Genomic DNA, 21,426 nt, shown 5'->3' with positions numbered 1-21,426 from the left:
CATGAAAAAGAGCATTGATATTAAGGTCGGGGACAAGACCTACTCTCTGATGTACAATACCAAGGCTCTGGCAGCAGCGGAGCGGTCCATCGGCCGCTCCCTTGTTTTTATGCTGGGGCAGGTAATGGTCAATCCGGCCATGGGCAACGCCATTAACATCGACTTTACTGTGGCCTGTTTAAACGCAGGACTCCAGGACAAGCCCAAGGATTTTGACGCCTATGACTTTATAGACGCCTACTGCGAGCAGGGCGGCAACCTGGACGAGCTCAACGCCTACATTTTTGAGGCTATCATCGCAAGCGGGCTTTTTATCAAAGGGGGCCACGCGGAGACCGAGAAAGCGATCCAGACGTACCGGAGAGTCCTGGCACCCCTCGAATCCAAAGCGTAGCCGACTGGATCCAGGTGGCCGAAAAGGCCGCATTTACCATTGGCATCCACCCGGCGGAATTTGAGGACATGCAGCCGGGGGAGTTTTACCAGTGCTTTGAGGCGGCCCAGGATGCTCAAAAGGCTAGGGACTGCCGCACGGCCTACTGGGTCAGCGTGCTATTGTCCCCTTACTCCAAGGAGCCCGTGAAGGTAAAAGACCTCATCGAACCCCTGTGGACCACTCCCCAGCAGCGGATGAGGAAAATGATGGAGGACAGAAAGGTCCTCATGGACGAGTTTGGACTGAATAAAGAGAAGGGACGGTGAAAACATGTCGACGATTGCAGACCTTTTGATCAAGATCGGGGCTGACAGCTCCGGGTTAAACAACGAACTCAAAAACGCCAAGGGCCAGATCGATAAGACTTTCGAGCCGTCCCCTATCAAGGGCTTTACGGAGGCCATCAACGGGACCTCCGCATCTGTTGAGGGTTTTGCCAGCAAGGTGGCCAAGGCCGCTGCTCTTGCTGGGGCTGGCTTTGGCTTTGCTCAGCTGATCAGCGGGGCAGTGGAGGCAGGATCCCGGATTCACGACCTGACGGAGGCCATGGGCATCTCTGCCGCCGAGGCATCTATGTTTAGCCGGACGGTGGCCATCGCCGGAGGCGACATCCAGACGGCCAGTACGGCCTTAATGAAATTGGACAAGACACTGACCGGGGGAGGGACTGCTGCCGAGAAGGCGCAGATCATGCTCCAGGCGGTTGGGGTATCTCTCCAGGACTCCAACGGAAAGCTACTCCCTGTCAACCAGCAGCTGGAAGCCCTGGCCGAAGGCTACCAAAAGGCCGCCAAGGCTGGCTACCAGCAGGAGTTTATAATGAACACCCTGGGGGCCAAGGGCATGGCCCTGGCAGGAACCCTCCGGGAGTACGCAGAGGCTAAGGAGCAGGCGGCAAAGATCAGCGGCATCGGTCTGGATCCGGAGGAGATGGACCGGCTCTCTAAAGAGCTGACCACCCTCAAGATGCAGGCCAGCAGCATCGGCCTGGCCACCGGGGCCGCCCTGGCCCCTATCGTAGAGGCGTATCTGCCGTACATCATGACGGGGCTGTCCAACACCGCCAAATTTTTGGTGGCCAACAAAGAGCAGATCGTGGACATCACCCGGGACGTTGTCGCCCTGCTGGCAGTCTACAAGACTCTCCAGGCACTCCAGGCGGCCAGCCGGGCCGTGGGCGGTCTCTTTGGCTCTGCCGGATCTACGGCGGCCGAGGAGGCCTTGACCCGGGTCCAAGAAAAGGCCATCGAAAAGCGCATCAAGATGGTCCAGGCGGCGGCTCTGGCGGAGGAAAAGGCTTACTATCAGAGCCTGTCTACTATGCAGGCTACTGAGGCAGAAAAGACCGCTCTCTACGCCAAGTTTGTAAAACAGAGAGAACTCCAGGCGGCGGAAGAAGCCGCTGCCATCCGCAACGCCATGACGGCAGCATATGCCCAGGTAAATGCAGCGGCTACCGAGTCGGCAGCCGTCCAGGGGGCAGCCGGGGCCAAGGTGGCCGGGCAGGCAGCAGTGACCTCTGCAGCCATCGCCACCACGGGGACGGCAGCCACCGGGGCAGCCGTCAAGACGGTAGGAGCAGCGGCCACCAGCGTCACGGCCATCGGGACCATCAAGTCGGCCATCTGGGGACTGATCGGTGGCTGGATGGGCGTGGCGGCAGCCATCGGCTATGCCACCTACAAGCTGTTTGAGTATAAAAAGGCACAATTTAACAAGGAGTACTACGATGATGTAGTCCAATACAATGGCCAGGACTACAAAAAAATTGACGGCCAGTGGAAGCTCCGGGAAGTCAACGATGCCGAGGCCATCGCCATGCGGGAGGGCACTTACAAGTACAGCGATGTGAGCGACGAGGATCTGGCCGGAGTCCTGGACCAGATGAACGACCAGAAAAAGCAGGAAGCCGAACAGGCCAAGACCGGAGCCGAGAAACCGGCCACGGACAAGAGCATCGACGACTTTAAAGCCTCCATGGAGGAGGCTATGGCCAAGCTCCAGGCTGTGACTGACAAAGAGAGCAGCGGGGCAAAGGCATCTGCGCCCAAGGCGGCAGCAGAGCCCAAGCCTGTAGAGGTCCAGGTCCCCATCGGCCAGTTGGCAGCCCAGCAGGCTACCAGCGTGGAGGAGGGGCTCCAGTGGATCAATCCGGATCTGACCAGTGACATGGAGCGGTCTTGTGCGTCATTTGTGTCTACGATGTACGCCGCCGCCGGGGTCACCGGACTCTATACGGCCCGGGTTGATGATCTGGAGAGCGCTTTTGCTTCCAGAGGTGCCTGGTACAGTGCTGGATCTGGCTATGTGCCCCAGGTCGGGGACTTTGTATCCAGCGGCGAGCACGCCGGGATGTACATCGGCAACGACCAGGTGCGGAGCCGTGACTCCTCTGGTGGGGTGCGGACCTGGAGCCTATCCGGGTGGGACAAAGAGTTTGGCATAACTGGCTACGGCTCCATCGCCCGGTTTACGGGCAACCAGACCGCCACCGAGAGCATGCTGCCCGACCAGCGCAAACAACAGGAGGCCCTCAAGAGGCTCCAAGAGGCAAAAGACCGGGCGCTCCAGCTCTTTGTGTCCATGCGGGACGCCATCGGCAAGGAGACCGGCACCACCTACGAGTCCGGCATGGCCAGCGTGGCCGAGGATGTCCGCAAAAGAGCCCAGGAGATTGCTCAACTCCAAAAGGACGGAGTCCCTGCCAATGCTATCAAAATGCTTACCGACGAGCTGGCTACCTATCAGACCACCATGATGGACAAGGTCGAAAAGCAGCGCAAGGAGAATCTGGACAAGCTGGTCACTGATACGGCCAAGGCCAATGCGGAGGTCAAAGGTGACTACAAGAGCCTGGCAGATGCCGAGTATCAGATCACCCTGGACGCCCTCAACAAGGAGCGGGACGAACGGCTCAAAAATGTGGCCAAGGACAAGAACGACAAGGAAGCCATGGCTGCTGTCGAGGAGTGGTATACCGCCCAGACGGAGGCAGCCGCCCAGAAGCGAGCTGACGCCTACCGGGAGTCCTTTGACAAACAGGTTGAGTACGCCATCAAGGCCCACGACATGATCCAGCTCCAGGGAGCTCTGAGCAGCCAGGAAGGCAAGGACAGCCGGGAGTGGGATGGACGGACCGAGGCCATGGAGAGGTACTACGACATCTGGAAGGCCGCCAACGTCTCCGTGGACGAGCAGATGACGGCCGTGGCTGAGAAGGCGCAGACAGGGCTGCAAGACTTTTTCACGAACCTTTTTACAGGGGAAAACAGTTTTACGGACTCCATCCTGGACCTTTTTGACTCCATCATGATGGAGATCCTCAACCAGATCACGGAAAAGTGGGCGGCACAGATTGTCACCAGCCTCTTCGGCGGATTTCTGGGCGGAAACAACGGAGCCCAGGGCGACGGCCTGAGCATCGTCGGAGATGCATCTATGGCCGGGCTGTTTAACAATTTTGGAAGCATCTTTGGCGGAGGAGGAAACGGATCCGGAGGAAACTCTGCAGGAATAAGCGTAGGAGATATGGGCGTGGGGGCTGTGGCCACCGGACTCAGCTCTCTGAGCGTCGGGCTAAACTCCGCCACTACAGCGGTCACTGCCATGGGAGGAGCAACCGGTACTGCTGGCAACCTGGTAGGCGCCTACAACGTCGTACAGGGCGTGCTAAACATGACCACAAAACCGGCCGAATCGGCTACCACCGTGGCGGCAACCGCATCCATTACTGCCCTGGGTGCTGCCGCTTTGAGCGCATCCCTGGCAATGGAGACCATGTCCGTTTCCGGAGGCATCGGCATCTTTGGACTTGCCTCCGGGGGTTACATCAGCGGACCGGGCACCAGCACCAGCGACTCCATCCCGGCCATGCTCTCTAATGGCGAGTACGTCATCAATGCAGACGCAGTATCCCGGGTAGGGGCGCCGCTCCTGGATGCTATCAACCAGGGACGCAGCATCCGGCATTTTGCCAGCGGCGGCCTGGTGAGCGGCTCCGGCGGAAGCGGCATCATCCTCAAAGCAGGGAGCCCCATCAACCTCAACGTTAACGCATTGGATGTCTCCAGCTTTATGGATTTTCTCCGCAATGGTGGGGGCAACGCCATCAAGCAGCTGCTGCTGGACAACGACAGAGACTACACCGGGAGCACCGGGGTATGGTAAGAGGTGATAGAGGACTATGAGCAGACTATTTTTTCCGACTTGTAAAATCGCCTACGAGTCGAGCAAGAGTCAAAAATGGAGCACTCAGGTGCAGAGTTCAGGGTCCGGCATGCGCCGGGCCCTTACTAATCAGCTGTACCCAGAGTGGACCATCAAGGTAAAGGTGAACTACCTGACTGACGAGGAGGCCCGGGATCTCCATGGATTTGTGGCCAAACTCAAGGGTGCCCTGACACCCTTTTACTGGCTGGACGCAGAGGACTACCAGGTCAAAGGCCTCCAGCTCCCCATGGTCAGCAGTGGACTATACCAGCCTCTGATGCAGATGGGTGACTACGTGGAGCCGGTAAGCTATGTGGATAACCTGAGTGTATATGTGGATAACGTCAAGCAGGACAGTACCAAGTACACCCTCACGGCAGGCGGTCAGATCAAATTTAGCACACCGCCGTCCGCCACGGCGGTAGTCAAGGCAGACTACCGCTACTACTGGCAGGTGTATCTCTCTGGAGACGGCATCGAGATCGAGCATGAGTACGACAACATCAACAGGACCAGCAGCTTCAAGCTGGTCACAGTAAGGTGAGGTGATCAGCCATGAAAGACGTATCTAAGGACCTGGTGTCCTACCTGAGCACCGTCAAGAGCCTCACCAGCTGTGACCTCTATGATCTGGTCCTGGACTCCGGCAATACCTACAGGTACTGCGACACGGACCAGGATATAACCTACAACGGCAGCATCTACCGACACAATGCCCTGCTGCTGAGCAGGCAGCAGATCAAAACCAACCCTAGCATCAGCGTGGACTCCATGACGGTTACTGTCTATTGCGACAAAAACGACAGCCTGGAGAGCGAAGCCTTTTTAAAAGCAGCACATGACGGGACTCTTGACCAAGCTAAACTGTATCTGAGCCGCTGTTTTTTTAATGGGCAGACCGTTGTGGGTGCGATTGCCCTCTTTGGTGGGCAGGTGGAGGTCAAGCAGGCCGGAGGCATCAAGGTGGAGCTGACGGTAAAGAGCAAGACCCAAGGCCTCAACATGCAGTTCCCTCTGCGCAAATACTACCCACAGGGGACCTACACCCTCAACAGCGACAGCAACATCATCTCCAGCCAGGCCAGCGAGGAGACCTGTCTGATTGCACCGTTTGTCCCTCAGAAGGAGGTGTTGCTATGAGCACAATCGGCGACAAGATTGCCCAGGCATCCCTGACATGGCTGGGGACTCCCCATATCAACATGGCCCGGGTCAAAGGCCGGGGCGTGGATTGCGGCATGCTGCTCATTGCCAGCCTGGAGGACTCCGGAGCCGTGGCCAGGGGCAGCATCCCTATCAAGCCATACAGCAATGAGTGGCATCTGCACCACTCCGACGAGTGGTTTTTACACTACGTCCAGACCTACTGCGACAAGGTGGAGACCATGGAGCCGGGGGACTTTATGCTCTACCAGTTTGGCAGGTGCATCAGCCACGGCGGTGTCTACATCGGCAATGGCCAGATCTGTCATGCGGTCATTGACAAGGGAGTCATCCTGTCTGATCTGACGGAGGTCATGTTTGTTGACGCTCGCGGCCATAGCCGTTTGAGAGCAATCTACCGTTTTAACCAGGAAAAATACAAGGAGGTGCGAACCCATGGGGATATTTAGATCGCACACGACCTACAACCGGGCGGACAAGATCTCCAACTTTACGGTCACGACGGCCGAGTATGGATCCGCTGTCCCCGAGGTCTTTGGCACCACCCGTAGATCCGGCAACGTCATCTACTACGACGACTTTACCGCCCACGAGCATCGGGAGAGCCACAAGGCCGGTAAGGGCGGCCGGAAAAAGACCGTGACCATCTCCTACACCTACACGGTGGCTACCATCCTGGGCCTGTGCGAGGGCCCCATCAACGGAATCGGAAAAGTGTGGGTTGGGAAGTCAGTCTATGACTACCCCAATGACAACATCGGCCTGACCTGCTGGACCGGCACGGATACGCAGCAACCCTGGGCTTATGTCCAGGGCAAGCATCCGGACAAGGCCCTGCCTTACAAGGGACTGGCCTACATGGCCGGGGTGGTAGATCTGGGCGATAATGCTACTTTCCCCACCTACAACTTTGAGATCAAGGGGAAACTTTTGAGCACGGGCGACTACACCGACGCCAACCCTGCCGACGTGATCAGGTATATCCTGGACAAGACGGGGCTCTCCGGGGTAGCCATCGACGGGCTGGATAACTACCGGACGTATTGCCGGGAAAATGACCTGTTGATCTCCAGCCCCATGGACGACACCACAGCCCGGGAAACCCGGGAAATCATCAACGAGATCATCAACCTCACCAATGCCTACATGTTCTGGTCCAACGACCATTACAAGATTGTGGTCCTGGACGACCAGGCACACGGGGGCTGGAAGCCGGACACCACCATCCGCTATGCGCTGACTCCGGACGACCTGCTCCCCCAGAGCGGGGCCGCCCTGGTGACCTACAGCCGCAAGGACAGCTCTGAAGTCTACAACCAGTACCCCGTGGAGTTTATCTCCCGTAAAAACAGCTACGACAAAGAGACTGTGTCCTACGCCCTGAGCAAGGACATCGCAGAGCACGGCGTCCGGCAGGCATCCACCACCAAGGCCCACTGGTTTTATACAAAAGAGCGGGCCGTGAAATTGGCAGAGGCCCTGGCCCGGAAGGCCATCTATGGCCGTAACCAGTACACTTTTAAATTAGACTGGGCGTTTTGTCGTCTTGAGGTGGGCGACCTGGTCACCCTCACGGATCCATCCATCGGTCTGGACAAGCAGGTGGTCCGGATCAGCTCCGTCACCGAGGGCACCAATGGGGTGCTGACCTTTACGGCCGTCAGCGTACCGCCCATGGACGTGACGGCTCCCCAGTACGACGTCCATAGTCAGGACCGCCCCTACGTCGACTACAATGTGACCGCTCCAGACACGGACACCCCCGTGCTGATCCAGCCCCCGGCAGATCTGACCACCAACGGCCTGGAGCTGTGGATCGGGGCAAAAGGCAAGGGTGACCTCTGGGGCGGCTGCGAGGTCTACGCCTCCGACGATGGGACTACCTACCGCTCCATCGGGATGATCACCAACTCCGCCCGGATCGGCACCCTGGCCACCGACGTCACCAAAGACGCTACCACCCTGGAGGTCTCCAGCAATGGGGACTTTTTGAGCGGGACCGCTCAGGATGCAGAGAGAGGCAACACCCTTTGCTGGGTAGATGGGGAGTGCTTTAGTTACCAGACGGCCACCTTGCTGAGCAATGGCGACTGGCAGCTGTCCGGATGCATCCGGGGGCAGTATTTTACGACTGCCTCTGATCATAAGGCTGGAGTGCAGTTTGCCCGCATGGACTCAACTCTGCTAAAGGCACCCTTTACCAAATCGGACATCGGCAAAAAGATCTGGTTAAAATTTGTCTCCTACAACATTTTTGGAGCGGGGAACCAGGACCTGAGCAAGGTCAAGGCCTATCAGTACACCATCCAACCGTACTACATCCCGCCCGTGACGGGTATCAGCTGCTACAACCGGTACCGGCAGCAGGCCGACGGGGTCAGCCGCTATGACATCGTAGTCAAGTGGACTCCTCCGGCCCTGGACTCTTACCTGGAGGGACGGGTGTGGTACAAGACTGACCACGGGCAGGTGGACAACCTGGCTGCCGCCGAGGGAGTCAGCGTTGACAGCATGGGCTTTAGTGGAGACTGGATTTTTGGCGGATCCGGCAAGGACCAGGTGGTCATCCCCCAGGCTGTGGTGGGAGACACCTACCGGATCTGCGTGACCACCGTGGACGAGTGGGGAGCATCCACCAGCCCTGACCTGGCACCCAGCAAGGACATCGTGGTGGCTCTCAAAACATACATCCCCAACACTCCGGACGGCTTTACCGTCGACTTTGGGGCCGCCGCTGTGGCCAGCTGGAAAGAGGTCACCAACACAGACATCAGCTACTACGAGATCCGGCTGGACAACCATCCGGGAATCGAGGGACCCAGCCTGCTGGCACGGACCAACGGTCTCAAGGCATCGCTGGCGCTGACCTCCCGGACCGGGACGCTGTACCTCTATGCCTGCAATGCTTTGGGTAAGTACTCCGACCCTGCTGTCCTCAAATACAGCAAGGCCCTGCCGCCGACTCCGGCGGTCCCCAAGCTGACGGCGACCATCGGAGGCTTTGGCATCATGGCCAAAGCCATCCCCAATGGCTGCATCGGCATGGCCATCTACATCGACAGCCAGGACGTCATCCGGACGCCCAACAACGTCTACAGCTGCACCTGTGGAGCCGGGGTCTATGCGGTCCGGCTTGCCTACTACGATCTCTTTGGCGAGGGTGGCAAGTCTGACGAGGCCCTGGTGACGGTTAAAGTCGAAATTGATGAGTCGATGATTAAAAACGAGGCAATCAGCCTGGACAAAGTCAATGCGGCCATCAAGGAGCAGCTGAGCAAGGGCGTTGACGCAGAAAAAAAGGTCTCCATCGTGGTGGATAACCTCAACGCCAAGGACGGCTACAAAAACTACTCTTCCTTGACTCAGCTCAACGACGCCATCAACCTCCGGGTCAAGGAGGGGGATGTCATCAACCAGATCAACGTCAGCCCGGAGAGCATCCTTATCGACGGCTCCAAGGTCCACATCACCGGCGAGACCTACTTTGACGACAACATTGTGACCAGCAAGATGCTGCAGGCCAAAGCTGTCACGGCTGACAAGATGAGCGTGGACTCCTTGTCCGCCATCACGGCAAACGTCGGGAGCCTAAAGGGTGGCACTATCACGGGGACGCAGATTGTCGGGACAAATTTTAAAAACAGCTCCGGTAGTTTTACCGTCGACGACGCCGGGAATATCTACGGAGCCACGTTAAAATCCGGGACCATCGACGGCAATACAATCCGCATTAATGGCTACAACGTCCGGGCCGTCACTATCATGCGGGGGGTGCTTTGGGCTGATGACGATGTCAATAATGGATGCGTCACCGTGCCTCTGCCAGCCGGTTACACAGAGAGTCAGTGTATCTGGGATTGCTATACGCAAGGCGGGGTAAAAAGCGATAATCATTGGAGTTACTGGAAACAGCCTTATCAAGTCCTGTCTACGACTGACACTAATAGCTTTAGCAACAATGACACGCTTAAAAAGGCGTATGGTAGTCGGACATACTATTGCGACAACAGTATGTCCGACCACTGGGTGGCCTACTGGATTATAGGAGTCAAATAATGATTTACTACTTAATCGACGATAAAACTAAACGATGCTACGGATTTGCCGACCAGATGCCAGGGCCGGTAGACGGTACTACGGTTTTTGGGAGCGACCGAACCGTGGACAACCCCCACGACTACGTCCTACGTGACGGCGCCCTGGTCTACGACCCGCCCGAGGAGGTGGCGAAATGAAAAGACAAGCATACCAGCACCCCGAGCTGAGGGATGCTAACGACAGTATCATCCAGGATGGGGTGTTTGGCAAAAAGACACCCCTGGCCAACGCTGAGGGCACGGGCTGGATTGACTACGTGGCCAATGACCTGGAGGCTCTCCACGATGCCATCAACGGGGGCCGGGTCTACGTGGCCAATAAAGCTGCACTGCCAGATGTAGGCGACGTGGCCAGCGTCTACATCGCCCAGGACAGCGGCAAATGGTACTACTGGGACCCGTCCACCAGCTCATACGTCGAGATAGACAACACCCGCAACGTGGCCAACGATGCCATCGCCGCCCGAGATATGGCCAAGGCCTGGGCGGAGTCCACCAGCTCCCCAGACGGGGCAGCTGACACGGACAGCTCTACGGGCAAGACCCAATCCTCTAAGACCTGGGCCCTGTACAGCAAAGACCGGGCAACAGCAGCAGCCAGCAGCGCATCCAGTGCGGCCAGCTCTGCATCCACGGCATCTACCAAGGCGACCAATGCCAGCACCAGCGCAACGGCAGCGGCCAGCAGTGCCAGCGCCGCTGCCACGTCCGCTACGGCTGCCCAAAACAGCCAGACGGCAGCAGCATCCTCTGCCAGCGCAGCAGCAAGCTCTGCATCCACGGCAGCGACCCATGAGACCAATGCCAAGACGGCCCTGGCCAGCTGCCAAAACATCCAGAGCCAGGTCAACAGCGGCTTGCAGGCCCTCACCAGTGCAGTCAAGTACAGGGGCTCCGTGACCAGCTACTCTGCTCTGCCGACTACCGGCCTCAGCACCGGGGATATGTACAACGTCAAGGCGGCAGGGGGCACTGATGCCAACGGGACGGCTATCAAAGCCGGGGACAACCTGGTCTACAACGGCAGCGGATGGGATGACCAGAGCGGGACGGTAGACCTGTCCAACTACTACAACAGGGCCGAGATGTCCGGGGCTGTCATGTCCACCACCGTGTCCAACGACACGATCACCTTTGTCCACAAGGACGCCACCACGTCCACGGCTACCGTCAACAACGTGGCCCATGCCACGGCTGCGACCAACGACGACAAGGGACAGGCCATCGACATCGCCGCCCTCAAGACGCTCATCACGACCACAGTCAACGATGGCATCACATCTGCTTTACAAAAGGTTTTCCCGGTCGGCTCCATCTACACCTCGCTGACCGACTCCCGCAATCCCAACACCATCCTGGGCTTTGGCACCTGGGAAGCCCTGCCTGCTGGGTACACGCTGATTGCGCAGGGTAGTGGCACCGATGAGTATGGTAGCTTTACGTACACGGCAGGGCAGAAATACGGCGAACGGAAACACCAACTCACCACCGATGAGATGCCCTCGCACAATCACAAAATAAACAGTTATACTGCTACCGGTTCTGACATAATTGCTTTAGTTGACAATCAAAAAGCCGCTAGTTATGGATGGAAAACGGACTGCATCCAGAACACAGGCGGAGACGCCGCCCACAACAATATTCAGCCTGTGATTGCCAGTTATGGGTGGCTCCGTACCGCCTAACCACCGATGAACTGCCAAAAATTACAGGCGATGCCCAGTTTCGGTTGGTAGGTGGAAACACCAATATTGTGGGTGACATGAAAAATGATGCATCGAAATCCGGAGCCTTTTCATTGGTCATGTCTGCCGGCAGTAAATGGGGCTCCACCATGCAATTCGGAGATACGGCCACCCGTAATACGGACGTTTTACATATGGAATTTGGCGGAAACGTACCTCACAGCACCCTGCCCCCGTCCATTGCCTCGTATGGCTGGCGTAGGACCGCTTAGGCTGTACGTTGCCAGCAGTATGACGCTACAGATGGCGGGAGGTTGTTGTGTGGCACATTGCCGCCGTTTTGGTCGGTCATAACTTGATTTTGATTCGACGTCCAACCTCCGGTTACACAAACAGAGTAGCCAACAACACTCCCATTCTTTGCGCCTTTAGTGACCATAGGGCCATATGAGCCATTCCAGTCGTCTGAGCCGTTTCCGTTGGTGTTTTGACCGTGATCGTGATTTGCCAACTCATCGGTGGCACTCATGCAGTGCGTACCCATCCGTATACACCCACAGAAGGTTGCAGATTGTTATGAGCTGCATCTCCACCAACCGGATTGGAGACAAGGTCCATGTCGATTGTCTGGTTAAACGCATAACCGGCTGTAGAGCCTTTTTGTATGTTGAAAGAGGATTTCCATTCATTGCTTGCTCCGTTGCCATTCCATACCACCGTACCAGTGCAGAAAGCGTTGAATCCCGTATAAAAATGACTTGTGGTAGTATGGCGGGGCATTTCCTCGGTGGCTATGCGGTGCGCCGCCAGGCGTAAGAGGCAATCACGGGCGGGATGTTATTGTGAGGTTGATCTCCGCCGGTTGACTTCGTTCGCCATAAACCACCATCGTTTCTTTGGATTGAGGCCGTAACCCAGCCGTCAAAAGATTTATTGCCCCAACCGGAAAAAGCACCTGCTGCATTATCAGGAGATTCATGGGAATGTGATGCCGTTTCCTCGGTGGTGACAAATACACGCTCTTTACCCTGCTTTTCGGACCCATATCCTGGCCAGGAATCACACCGTTAAGCACAAGCCAAACACCCACCAGCCCAGTCTGGGAGCCATCCCACGGCATCATGCCAGATTGGCCAGTGCCACGCTAATCACAAAATATCGACCGCTTTGCGGAGCTCCCGCAAGGTTTTATGCGTGTATATAGACTTAGTGACACCTCTCCGGGCGTGACCAAGTATCATCTTAACCACCGTATCGTTGACTCCAGCGGAGTCCAGCATGGAGGCCAGGGTGTGGCGGCACTCGTGTGGACTGTGATGCATCGACAGCTGCTTGAGAGCTGCGTCAAATCGTCTCCGGAAGCTGTCATACGTCGGTGACTGGCAGATGGACCGCCTGGCCTTCCGGGCCTCTAAAAACGGCAGGATCTTTTTGGAGATGGGGACCCGCCGGACACCGGCCTCCGTCTTGCTGTGCCGGATGTCCAGGTATCTTTCCCGGATCTTGATGTCCTGGGGCCGCAGGGCAAGGTACTCACCGATCCGGAGCCCCGTGTAGATCAGGATGATGATGTCCTGGACAACATCGTTTTCTGAGGCTCTCCAGAGCCGGTTGATTTCCCGGGTGGTAAACGGACGCTTTTTATAGACGGGGTGGTGCCGGTCAATCTCGACGTATCGGGAGTAGTCCGTGGTGGCCATCTCTCTCTTGATGGCGTACTGGTACAGCTGGCTCATAAGCACCCTGCATTTTTTCTGCGTACTGTACCCGGCTACCCGTCTTACGTCGTCCATGGCCTCCTGGAGATCCAGGTACTTGAGCTGGCTCATGGTCTTGTCATGCAGCCGGGAGAGATGCCTAAAAGAGATGTCGTATGCCTGCTGGCTGGACCGGGAAATGGTGGGCCATTTGGCCACCTGCCACTGGCTGTAGATGTCGGCAAACGTGGCTGTGAGCCCGTGCGGCTCATGGTTTACCTTGAGCAAAAAAGTGAGGGCTGCGTCATGAGTCTCAAAATATCCCAGGGCTTTTTGACGGCCCTCTATCGTCTTTTTTACTACCCACGGGCGCCTCCGGTGCCCCTGGAGCTTGTACACAGATCCAAAACCATTTGGTAATCGCATAAAAATCAACCTCCTAGAGTTGTACTACTGGAGATGATAGCAAGGAGGTCAAGTAAATGGACGTATCGTTAGGAGATGCCGCTGCCATCCTGGGGCTCATCGGTGGGGCCATCCTGTACATGATCCACGCCACGGTGGCGCCCCTCCAGGTTGTCCTGGACAGGGTGGTAAAATCCCTGGATAAGCTGGACGCCACCCTGACCGAGGAAAAGGCCAGGCGGGAGGAGATAGAGACCAGGCTCCAGCAGGTGGAGGATAGGTCCAAGTCCAACACTCACCGCATCGACAAGATCGAGAGGAGCGTGGGTCATGGCTAACTTTTTCCGCCCCATCCTGGGCTTTATCGCCCAGGCAGGCAAGGTCCGCATCAAGGGCCTGCCCATGGGCCTGGTCATCGTCTATATGCTGTTTTTACTGTCCAGCCTAGTGCTTTACATGACCGGCTGGATCTTTTTATGGTACACAACCGGCAAGCCAGACCTGCCCAAGCTGATTGATTTTATCAACAGCATGGGGAGCAAGGGCTTTGCAGCCGTCATCTTGATGGTGGCGGCCAACTTCGTAGACCACAACCACAACGGTATACCTGACCAGTTAGAGGGAGGTAATGCAAATGCTAAAGGAGATCCAATTCCAGCGGTCCCGCCAGACGATTTACGCCATGGACGAGGACTATAATGTCATCAAGTCCTGGCCCTGCCACGACGATTTTTTTGCCGGATACAATGACGAGGGTGAGCCCCGGGAGTCCCTGCCGGACGGGACCTATCCGGATGTCAGCGCCGAGATTACGACGGCCTACGGACCGGGCTACGGGACTTTTTATATCACCACCGGTGACCCCAGGGGTAGAGACATCCATGGGGGCGGAAGTGATCTGGACGATCCTTTCGCCCCGTACCAGGGGTGGGAAGGCACCTACGGCTGCCTGCGCATGCAAAATGCGGACGGTGAGGAGCTCAGTCAGATGATCATTGACTCCGGCAACAGCTGCGTTTTGACCGTCGTGGAGTGACACTGTGTGATATTTTGGACAAAAACCCGCTACATCAACGAGATTGCGATGTGGCGGATTTTTGTCATATGTGCAAGTAAATTACATGCGGTACGAAATAAAAATTGTCTAATCGCAAAATAAGAGGTGATTTTTTATGGACCCCGAACAAAAAAAAAGGATTGCCCTGGCAGTCATCGCTCTCTGCGTGATCAGTCTGCTGGCCGGGCTGATCTATGCCTACCTGGAGCGCCAAAAAGAGCAGCCGACGGTGATGCCGTACCAGGATACCACGGACCCGGTCAAGGCTGCCGACAAGCTCAAGCTGTCCGATGACTCCGCCAGAGAGGTGACCATGGAGATCTATCACATCCAGCAGACACAGCCGACGCCACAGGTGACTTACTACGTCCATGCCCCGGATCTGACGGCCGGAGCGGAGACCGTGGCCAAAGAGATCCAGGAGGATAAGCCATCTGTCCCGGCAGCGGCCCGAGAAAAGACAGACCGCACCGTGGTGACGGCTGATCACGACCGTCAAAAGGTGGACGTCTACAAGGTCAATCTGCGCAAGCCACACAAGATCAAGGTGGGAGCCATGACCACCGGAGACAAGACATACATCGGTGCTGGTTACCAGTACGGCAGGTGGGAGGGGATGCTTTATACCCGGACCGGCCGCAAGGTGGAGGCTGGCTCCATCACATATACAATCAAGGAGTGGTGACGATATGATAAGATACATAATCTACCTGCTCCTGCAGCTGATCTGCATGGTAGTGTGTTACATGACCAACTGGCTGGTGGTGCTCTTTGCGGACGAGCAGGGTGAGCTGCCTGGCCTGCTGCGTATGTGGCAGACCTGGGACGACACCCTGGACAGCAAGACGGATGTGGGCCGGATGCCAGCCTGCCTGCGCTATGACTGGGATGCCCACTACATCCAGGAGCGCAGGATGGAGTGCGGACAGATCCGCTATACGGAGAGGCTCATCAAGCCGTTTGGACTGGCTGACAAACTCCGGCGCTACTGCTGCCGGGTCCACTGGCTGTACCGTAACAGCGCCTACGGATTTGCCTTTTACCTCTTTGGGGCAACGGTTTGGCCCCAGCAGTACCCAATCCAGACCAAGAGCGGGGACGGGTGGTATTTTTGCCGCTCTGGACTGGTCTGGTCCTACAAAAACGAGGCCCGGATCACGGGCCGGTGGCATTGGAAAATCTACCTGGGGTGGAAGCTCCAGCGGACCATGCAGACGGACTATCAGGCTATGATCGCCACCAGGCTGTGGATCAGCCGCAAATAACAAAGCCTCCAGGGCTATCCCCTGGGGGCTCTATTTTTTTGCAAAATTTTATAAAAAGCTCTTGCACTAGCACGCAATGCGTGCTATAATATAACCAAGAAGAGAGGAGAGGGGCCAAAAAAAAAGAAAGCCCCCTCCGATAAGAAAAGGAGAGATCGATATGAAAATCAACGAAAGCCTGAACGAAAAAGCAAAAGCCCTGTTTGGCGAACAGAATCTTGACAACGTCCTGGATAAGGCCATCGAAGCCAGCATCCTGAATATCGGAGAGCCCCAGTACATCGTCGTAGACCACGACAAAAACGTGAGCCTGGCAGCAACCACCTATGACCTCAGAGGGAAGGTAATGGTCCTGGCCATCACCTACACCAGGAACGACGTAGTCAGCTACCTCAAGGATGCAGCTCCTGAGCTGGTAGACAAAGTGGACGACCCCAGCTGGAGCAACTGGATGCTGAGCCCGCTCAACGGCGTAGACCTGCCCCCTTACGAGAGCGTTGACCCGATCACTTACTCGACCTATCAAGACTGGATTGCAGATAGCCTCAATGCTATCGCAGACACCTGGTTTTAATGATCTGGGCGGGGCATTCGGCCCCGCCACCACTTGAAAGGAGCGCAATGCCATGGCAAAGTACACGATCACCCACGCTTGCGGCCACACCGAGGAGGTCAACCTTTTTGGTAAGCACTCTGATAGAGAGCGCAAAATCGCATACCTCGAGAGCATCGACTGCCGTGCCTGCTGGGCCGCTGCGCAGGCAGCCAAAGCCCGAGAGGAAGGCCTGCCGGAGCTAACCGGGAGCCCTAAACAGATCGCCTGGGCAAACGGAATCCGAAACCGGATCCTGGCGGAAGCCGCTCACTGCATCGAGATGCACCCGGACTGGCCCAACATGGATAAATGGCTATCGGAGCTCAAAAAAGAGACGGCAGCCCGGTGGTGGATCGACCACCGGGACGCACACGCTGCCAGCATGCACGGAGATTGGGCGCTAGCCCAAGAGGCCAAAATCCTAAAGTGCGTTGTCAGCTTTATAAACGCTGACAATGGTGAGGAGGACGCTTATAAAGTCGTCCCAGTCCCGCCTACAGCCATCCTAAACCCAGATCCGTGGATGGTCGCACAGGTAAAAGCGGCTGAGCCTACTAAGGACGACCTGGACAAAAAATTTGGTACTAAGCATACAGTGGCTCTTATCATCCTGGAGGACGGTAAGGAGGTCTTCCGCCACATCGAGGAGGCGCACTGATATGACTACCATCAAAGAGGCCCGGCAGGCCGCCGGGCTTAGTCAGCAAGGGGTGACCGATGCCCTGGGCATCCCCAGGAGGACACTCCAGGATTGGGAGTCAGGAAAGCGGACCCCGCCAGGGTGGGCGGAAGCCCTGGTCGTCGAAAAGCTGGAGCAAATTGCCCAGGAAAGTCATGCAGCTCGTCCGACAACAGCGGAAAAGTAGTCGGGGCATATCGTTAAACGGATGTTCGCATAGACTACGTTTCGGGTCACCACTTTAAGATAAAAGCGAATGTTGCCGAGTCATCGGGACATTCGCTTTTTTGCGTTATAGGAAGTATACAGAAAGGGCCAGGCGGATTGCGTTCCGTCTGGCCTTTTTTTATTTGCGGATGGAAATATGTACGAACGGCTTAATGAGAACGTCTTTCGGATTCAAAGCATTTACGTTTTTCCAATTGATATTTTTGGCTTGGTCATCTCTCATTTCTGCCTGATAGAGTTTAATCATGGACTCCTGGCCAGTGGCCTTATTCATAGCTTTGTCAGTGACAATAAAGGCCGCATGGGCTACAGGCACTCCGCTATTAAAGGCTCCGTTAAAAGCTGCTAGGGATTCCATGCCTAGCAGAGCCTGCGCATGGTCAGGAGTCAGCATGGAGCCAAAAGAGGCATTAATAACTACGTTATATTTATCTCCCAGGGGATTAATGTCGATGCTCTTGATAGGGCCAATATCCTTTTGGGTATTTTGTGAGTTATTGACTGCATCGATGATGCCTTTTTGGATTTTTCCCTCTGGCGTGTCGATTTTTTGAGTTTGGACAGCTGCCGGAACTTTTGCGTCATCCTTTTTATCGGATCCACACCCTAGGACTCCAAAGGCCAGCAGGGTGGCCATGGACAATGCTGCGAACTTCTTCCCTACGTTTTTCATCATTTTTTTCCTCCTAATCTCTAACATAAAACTCCACTTACAGAAATACCCAAATCATCAAAAAAATAATGCAAAAAAAGGCCGATAACTATTGGAAGGGGAAATACAATAAACGTGGCGATTACGAATGCGGTGTTTATGGTAGCGAATTCGTAATCGCCTACTTCGTGTTCCCTTAGCCATCGTACAACCTGCTTGAACTTCATATTTCCACTTCCCATAGCTTCTATTACCTTTATTATATGATCTTCTCCCTTTTTCTTCAACCCAAGGGGAATCAGGCGGCTCACGCCCCGCTCAGACAGCTTCTGCAAAAGGGACATTTCTTTCCCGGGATTCTGCACCATCCTACTGGGAAAATGCTATAATTATCACAGATTGCGACGGAGGGAGCGGGCAGAGTATGCTGGATTTTTTACGGAAAGAACAGGTTTCAGAAGAACTGATTGCCGGGGTGGAGGCCTATAGGAAGGCCCATCCGGTGGAAGAACAGTGGAAGAACCGGGTGCCGGTGCCCCGTTTCCCGTACTATGGCAAAAAGGTCTGGGAGGAGGCCATTGCGGCCCTGCTGTGCGGCCAGAACCTGCTACTAGCAGGGCCTAAGGCCACGGGCAAGAACGTATTGGCAGAAAACCTGGCAGCGGCCTTCCAGCGGCCTATGTGGAATATTTCCTTCCACATCAACGTGGATGCCACCTCCATGCTGGGCACGGATACCTTCCGGAACGGGGAAGTGGTGTTCCGGCCGGGGCCGGTGTACCAGTGCGCCCAGTGGGGCGGCTTTGGGGTTTTTGACGAAATCAACATGGCCCGGAACGAAGCCATGGCCGTGCTCCATTCCTTGCTGGACTACCGGCATCGGGTGGACATTCCCGGCTACGACCTGCTCCAGGCCAACGAAGCCTGCCGCTTTATTGCCACCATGAACTACGGCTACTCCGGCACCCGGGAACTGAACGAAGCCCTGACCTCCCGGTTTGCGGTAATCCAGTTGCCGCCCATTGACGGGGCCACCCTGGACCGGCTGCTCTCCACGGAATTTCCTACGCTGAAAAAACAGGCCCGGGAGGGCTTTGGCCAATTGTTCCTGGACCTGGAAAAGAAGTGCCAGGAAGCGGAAATCTCCGAGCGGGCGCTGGACCTGCGGGGCCTTTTGGACGCCCTCCAGTTGATCCAGCAGGGCCTGGAAGCCCACGATGCCCTGGAAATGGGTCTGGTGAACAAATCCTTTGACGAATACGAGCCCGGCATTATCCGGGATGTGATCAAGCTGCGCATTCCCTCCACCTACCGGAAGCAGGATATCTTTGAGGAGTGAGGGCGTATGGCCAAGCTAAAATACGATGCCAAGCGCCGGCGGGCGCTGAATATGGTCTGGGATACCTCGGCCGACTACCGCTTCCAGCCGGATTTTCTGGCCTACGGGGATGATGGGGCACCGGATCTGTACCTCAATGCCGTGGTGGGGTTCACCCGGAAATACTACGATACGGACCAGCTCCATGCGATGTTCCAGGAAATGGAAAATTCCGCCCTGGTGGATACCTTTACGGACCTGTTGTGGCTGGGGCTGGAATACGCCACCTACGCCAAGGAGGCCCCGGTACGGCCCGTGCTGCCCCAGCTGCGGCAGGAGCACGCCCGGGCCTATTTTAACGGCACCCTGGCGGACAAACACGGGGTGGCCCACGAAATGCAGGCGGCCCGTTGGCACGAGGTGCTGGGGGAAAAGAACGGTCTCATCGACCCCTGGGCCAAGGCCCTGTACCAAAGCCTGGCCTTTGACCCCAGCTGGGATACGGCCACGTTGTGTGACCATTTCCGGAAGCTGACCAAAAAGTACTTTGTGTCCCACTTTCTGGTGCGGGAAAGCCTGGAAAAGGTCATCATCGGCAAGGGACTGGGGGATTTCCTCAGCTGGATTGTGCCTCAGTTTGCCAAAAAACAGGAATCCATCTTTAATTTTTTATATTCCAAGCAGCAGGCGGAAGACCTGCTGTCGGGGAAGCACGCCCATAACGGGCTCATGGCCATTATTACCGGCCAGACCGCTGCCCAAAATTATGACTACATCATCCACTGCTTCGGGACGTCCATTTATCCGCCCCAAAAGCAGCTGGAAATCGATCAGGCCTGCTGCGTAGGCGTCCATAAGGGCTGCCACCTGCACTTTACCCGGGGGCACCTGGGGAGCAAGGGCAGCACCGGGGAAGCCTCCCTGTGGCTTCAGGGAGCCCGCCGTCAGCGGGTGCGGAACCTGGCCTACTATAAGGAACACGGGGAAAAGGCCCGGCAGAGCATTATCCGCCTGACCCAGCAGATCCGCAGCGCCATGCGCCTGGTACGGACCAAGCTGCCGGTGCCGGTCAAGGCCGGGGAACTGGTGCCCAGTCTGGTCTGGCGGGCCGCCAAGCTCCAGGACCCCCGGGTGTTCTACAACCAGGAAGTGGTGGCTACCCCGGATTTTACCGTGGATATTATGCTGGATGCCTCAGCCTCCCGGGGGGAAGCCCAACCCGTCATCGCCTCCCAGGCCTTTGTGATTGCCGAGGCCCTGCGCCAGTGCGGCATTCCCTACCAGGTGTATTCCTTCAGCACCCTGCGCAGCTACACGGTGCTGACCCTGTTTAAAAGCTATGAGGAAAAAAAGAAGTGCACCAACGTCTTTAACTACGTGGCCACCGGCTGGAACCGGGATGGCCTGGCCCTGCGGGGCGCCCGGCAGCTGATGGGGGACTTTTCCCAGACGAAAAAAATCCTTATTATGCTCACCGATGCCCAGCCCAACGATGACCGGCCCTTCCGGAAGGAAGGGAGCCTGTACCAGCCCGAGTACCGGGAAGGCCGGGCCGTGGCGGATACGGCGGACGAGGCGGCGGCCCTGCGCCGGGAAGGCATTCGGATTATTGGCCTCATCAACGACGAGGTCAAGGGCGGCATGGAAGACGCCCGGAAAATCTTCGGCAAGGACTGCATCCGGATTCATGAGCTGGACAAAATGGCCGAAAGCATGGGAAAAATCCTCTGCCGGCAGATCGAGTCCCTGTAGGGCGTTCTCCATTGACTTTTCTGGTGAGGCTTGCTAGAATTAACTGTAATATCATATGACCAATGGCTATGAACGGAAGGAGTACAGCCAAGCTGCGTTGCAGAGAGGGTGCGGTCGGTGCAAGCATCCACGTCAGCCGCTGGAAGTCGTCCGGGAGCCGGCAGGGTGCAGCAGCCCTGCCCGTCAA

General features: G+C 56.5%; 21 protein-coding genes and 1 other annotated feature (1 of these 22 running past the window's edge). Of the genes, 18 read left to right on the top strand and 3 right to left on the bottom strand.

The window, feature by feature from the left end; all coding sequences use genetic code 11:
* The first annotated feature begins 1 nt into the window (after window position 1).
* From LKE88_RS06830 to LKE88_RS06795, 8 genes are all read left to right on the top strand, one after another.
* Complete coding sequence (locus LKE88_RS06830) at window positions 2-394, top strand: hypothetical protein (RefSeq protein ID WP_276803128.1); 393 nt, start codon at window positions 2-4, stop codon at window positions 392-394.
* Between the two features lie 14 nt (window positions 395-408).
* Window positions 409-702, top strand: a complete 294-nt coding sequence (locus LKE88_RS06825; protein ID WP_276803126.1) for a hypothetical protein — start codon at window positions 409-411, stop codon at window positions 700-702.
* A gap of 4 nt (window positions 703-706) precedes the next feature.
* Entirely contained in the window at window positions 707-4,603 is a 3,897-nt protein-coding gene (locus LKE88_RS06820; protein WP_276803125.1) for a hypothetical protein, read from the top strand.
* Between the two features lie 16 nt (window positions 4,604-4,619).
* Window positions 4,620-5,189, top strand: a complete 570-nt coding sequence (locus LKE88_RS06815) for a DUF2460 domain-containing protein (RefSeq protein ID WP_276803124.1) — start codon at window positions 4,620-4,622, stop codon at window positions 5,187-5,189.
* 11 nt (window positions 5,190-5,200) lie between these two features.
* On the top strand, window positions 5,201-5,785 hold the full coding sequence (locus LKE88_RS06810; protein ID WP_276803123.1) for a baseplate hub domain-containing protein: 585 nt from the start codon (window positions 5,201-5,203) through the stop codon (window positions 5,783-5,785).
* Window positions 5,782-6,258, top strand: a complete 477-nt coding sequence (locus LKE88_RS06805; RefSeq protein WP_276803121.1) for an NlpC/P60 family protein — start codon at window positions 5,782-5,784, stop codon at window positions 6,256-6,258. The genes LKE88_RS06810 and LKE88_RS06805 overlap by 4 nt, the downstream gene beginning before the upstream one ends.
* Window positions 6,245-9,865, top strand: a complete 3,621-nt coding sequence (locus LKE88_RS06800) for a phage tail protein (protein WP_276803120.1) — start codon at window positions 6,245-6,247, stop codon at window positions 9,863-9,865. Before LKE88_RS06805 ends, LKE88_RS06800 begins: the two co-directional genes overlap by 14 nt.
* Window positions 9,866-10,040: 175 nt before the next feature.
* Window positions 10,041-11,591, top strand: coding sequence for a phage baseplate protein (locus tag LKE88_RS06795; protein ID WP_276803119.1), 1,551 nt, complete (start codon window positions 10,041-10,043; stop codon window positions 11,589-11,591).
* 1,148 nt (window positions 11,592-12,739) lie between these two features.
* Here the strand turns inward: LKE88_RS06795 and LKE88_RS06790 are convergent.
* Window positions 12,740-13,714 carry a tyrosine-type recombinase/integrase gene (locus LKE88_RS06790; RefSeq protein ID WP_276803118.1) on the bottom strand — a complete coding sequence of 325 codons (975 nt, stop codon included), beginning with the start codon at window positions 13,712-13,714 and terminating at the stop codon, window positions 12,740-12,742.
* A gap of 56 nt (window positions 13,715-13,770) precedes the next feature.
* Here LKE88_RS06790 and LKE88_RS06785 point away from each other — a divergent pair, with 56 nt between their 5' ends.
* The 8 genes from LKE88_RS06785 (at window position 13,771) to LKE88_RS06750 (ending at window position 17,476) form a co-directional block, all read left to right on the top strand.
* Window positions 13,771-14,031, top strand: coding sequence for a PilN family protein (locus LKE88_RS06785; RefSeq protein ID WP_276803116.1), 261 nt, complete (start codon window positions 13,771-13,773; stop codon window positions 14,029-14,031).
* A complete protein-coding gene (locus LKE88_RS06780; protein ID WP_276803115.1) occupies window positions 14,024-14,392 on the top strand; it encodes a hypothetical protein in 369 nt (122 codons plus the stop codon). Before LKE88_RS06785 ends, LKE88_RS06780 begins: the two co-directional genes overlap by 8 nt.
* Window positions 14,328-14,729 (top strand): hypothetical protein, encoded by a 402-nt coding sequence (locus LKE88_RS06775; RefSeq protein WP_276803113.1) that lies wholly within the window; start codon window positions 14,328-14,330, stop codon window positions 14,727-14,729. The genes LKE88_RS06780 and LKE88_RS06775 overlap by 65 nt, the downstream gene beginning before the upstream one ends.
* A gap of 136 nt (window positions 14,730-14,865) precedes the next feature.
* Complete coding sequence (locus LKE88_RS06770) at window positions 14,866-15,435, top strand: hypothetical protein (protein WP_276803112.1); 570 nt, start codon at window positions 14,866-14,868, stop codon at window positions 15,433-15,435.
* Window positions 15,436-15,439: 4 nt separating this feature from the next.
* The gene (locus tag LKE88_RS06765; protein WP_276803111.1) at window positions 15,440-16,015 is read left to right on the top strand and encodes a DUF7338 family protein; all 576 of its coding nucleotides are present in this window, start codon (window positions 15,440-15,442) and stop codon (window positions 16,013-16,015) included.
* A gap of 160 nt (window positions 16,016-16,175) precedes the next feature.
* The gene (locus LKE88_RS06760) at window positions 16,176-16,589 is read left to right on the top strand and encodes a hypothetical protein (protein WP_276803109.1); all 414 of its coding nucleotides are present in this window, start codon (window positions 16,176-16,178) and stop codon (window positions 16,587-16,589) included.
* Between the two features lie 52 nt (window positions 16,590-16,641).
* Window positions 16,642-17,268: a hypothetical protein gene (locus LKE88_RS06755; protein WP_276803108.1), complete on the top strand. Its 627-nt coding sequence runs from the start codon at window positions 16,642-16,644 to the stop codon at window positions 17,266-17,268.
* Between the two features lies 1 nt (window position 17,269).
* Complete coding sequence (locus LKE88_RS06750; RefSeq protein ID WP_276803106.1) at window positions 17,270-17,476, top strand: helix-turn-helix domain-containing protein; 207 nt, start codon at window positions 17,270-17,272, stop codon at window positions 17,474-17,476.
* Window positions 17,477-17,635: 159 nt separating this feature from the next.
* On the opposite strand, the gene LKE88_RS06745 is transcribed toward LKE88_RS06750, so the two are convergent.
* Window positions 17,636-18,193, bottom strand: coding sequence for a hypothetical protein (locus LKE88_RS06745; RefSeq protein WP_105326221.1), 558 nt, complete (start codon window positions 18,191-18,193; stop codon window positions 17,636-17,638).
* Window positions 18,194-18,210: 17 nt separating this feature from the next.
* Window positions 18,211-18,504, bottom strand: coding sequence for a hypothetical protein (locus LKE88_RS06740; protein ID WP_276803104.1), 294 nt, complete (start codon window positions 18,502-18,504; stop codon window positions 18,211-18,213).
* A gap of 89 nt (window positions 18,505-18,593) precedes the next feature.
* Between LKE88_RS06740 and LKE88_RS06735 the strand changes: the two genes are divergently transcribed.
* Window positions 18,594-19,508 carry an AAA family ATPase gene (locus tag LKE88_RS06735; RefSeq protein ID WP_105326219.1) on the top strand — a complete coding sequence of 305 codons (915 nt, stop codon included), beginning with the start codon at window positions 18,594-18,596 and terminating at the stop codon, window positions 19,506-19,508.
* A gap of 6 nt (window positions 19,509-19,514) precedes the next feature.
* Window positions 19,515-21,239, top strand: a complete 1,725-nt coding sequence (locus tag LKE88_RS06730) for a vWA domain-containing protein (RefSeq protein WP_105326218.1) — start codon at window positions 19,515-19,517, stop codon at window positions 21,237-21,239.
* A 59-nt stretch (window positions 21,240-21,298) separates the two neighbouring features.
* Window positions 21,299-21,426, top strand: a binding site (T-box leader); it runs 73 nt beyond the window's last position.

The organism is Acidaminococcus hominis (assembly GCF_022484025.1).
In the GTDB taxonomy this organism is placed as follows: domain Bacteria; phylum Bacillota; class Negativicutes; order Acidaminococcales; family Acidaminococcaceae; genus Acidaminococcus; species Acidaminococcus hominis.
Note: the sequence above shows the minus strand (reverse complement) of the source record. Positions and strands in the feature narration are given on the sequence as shown.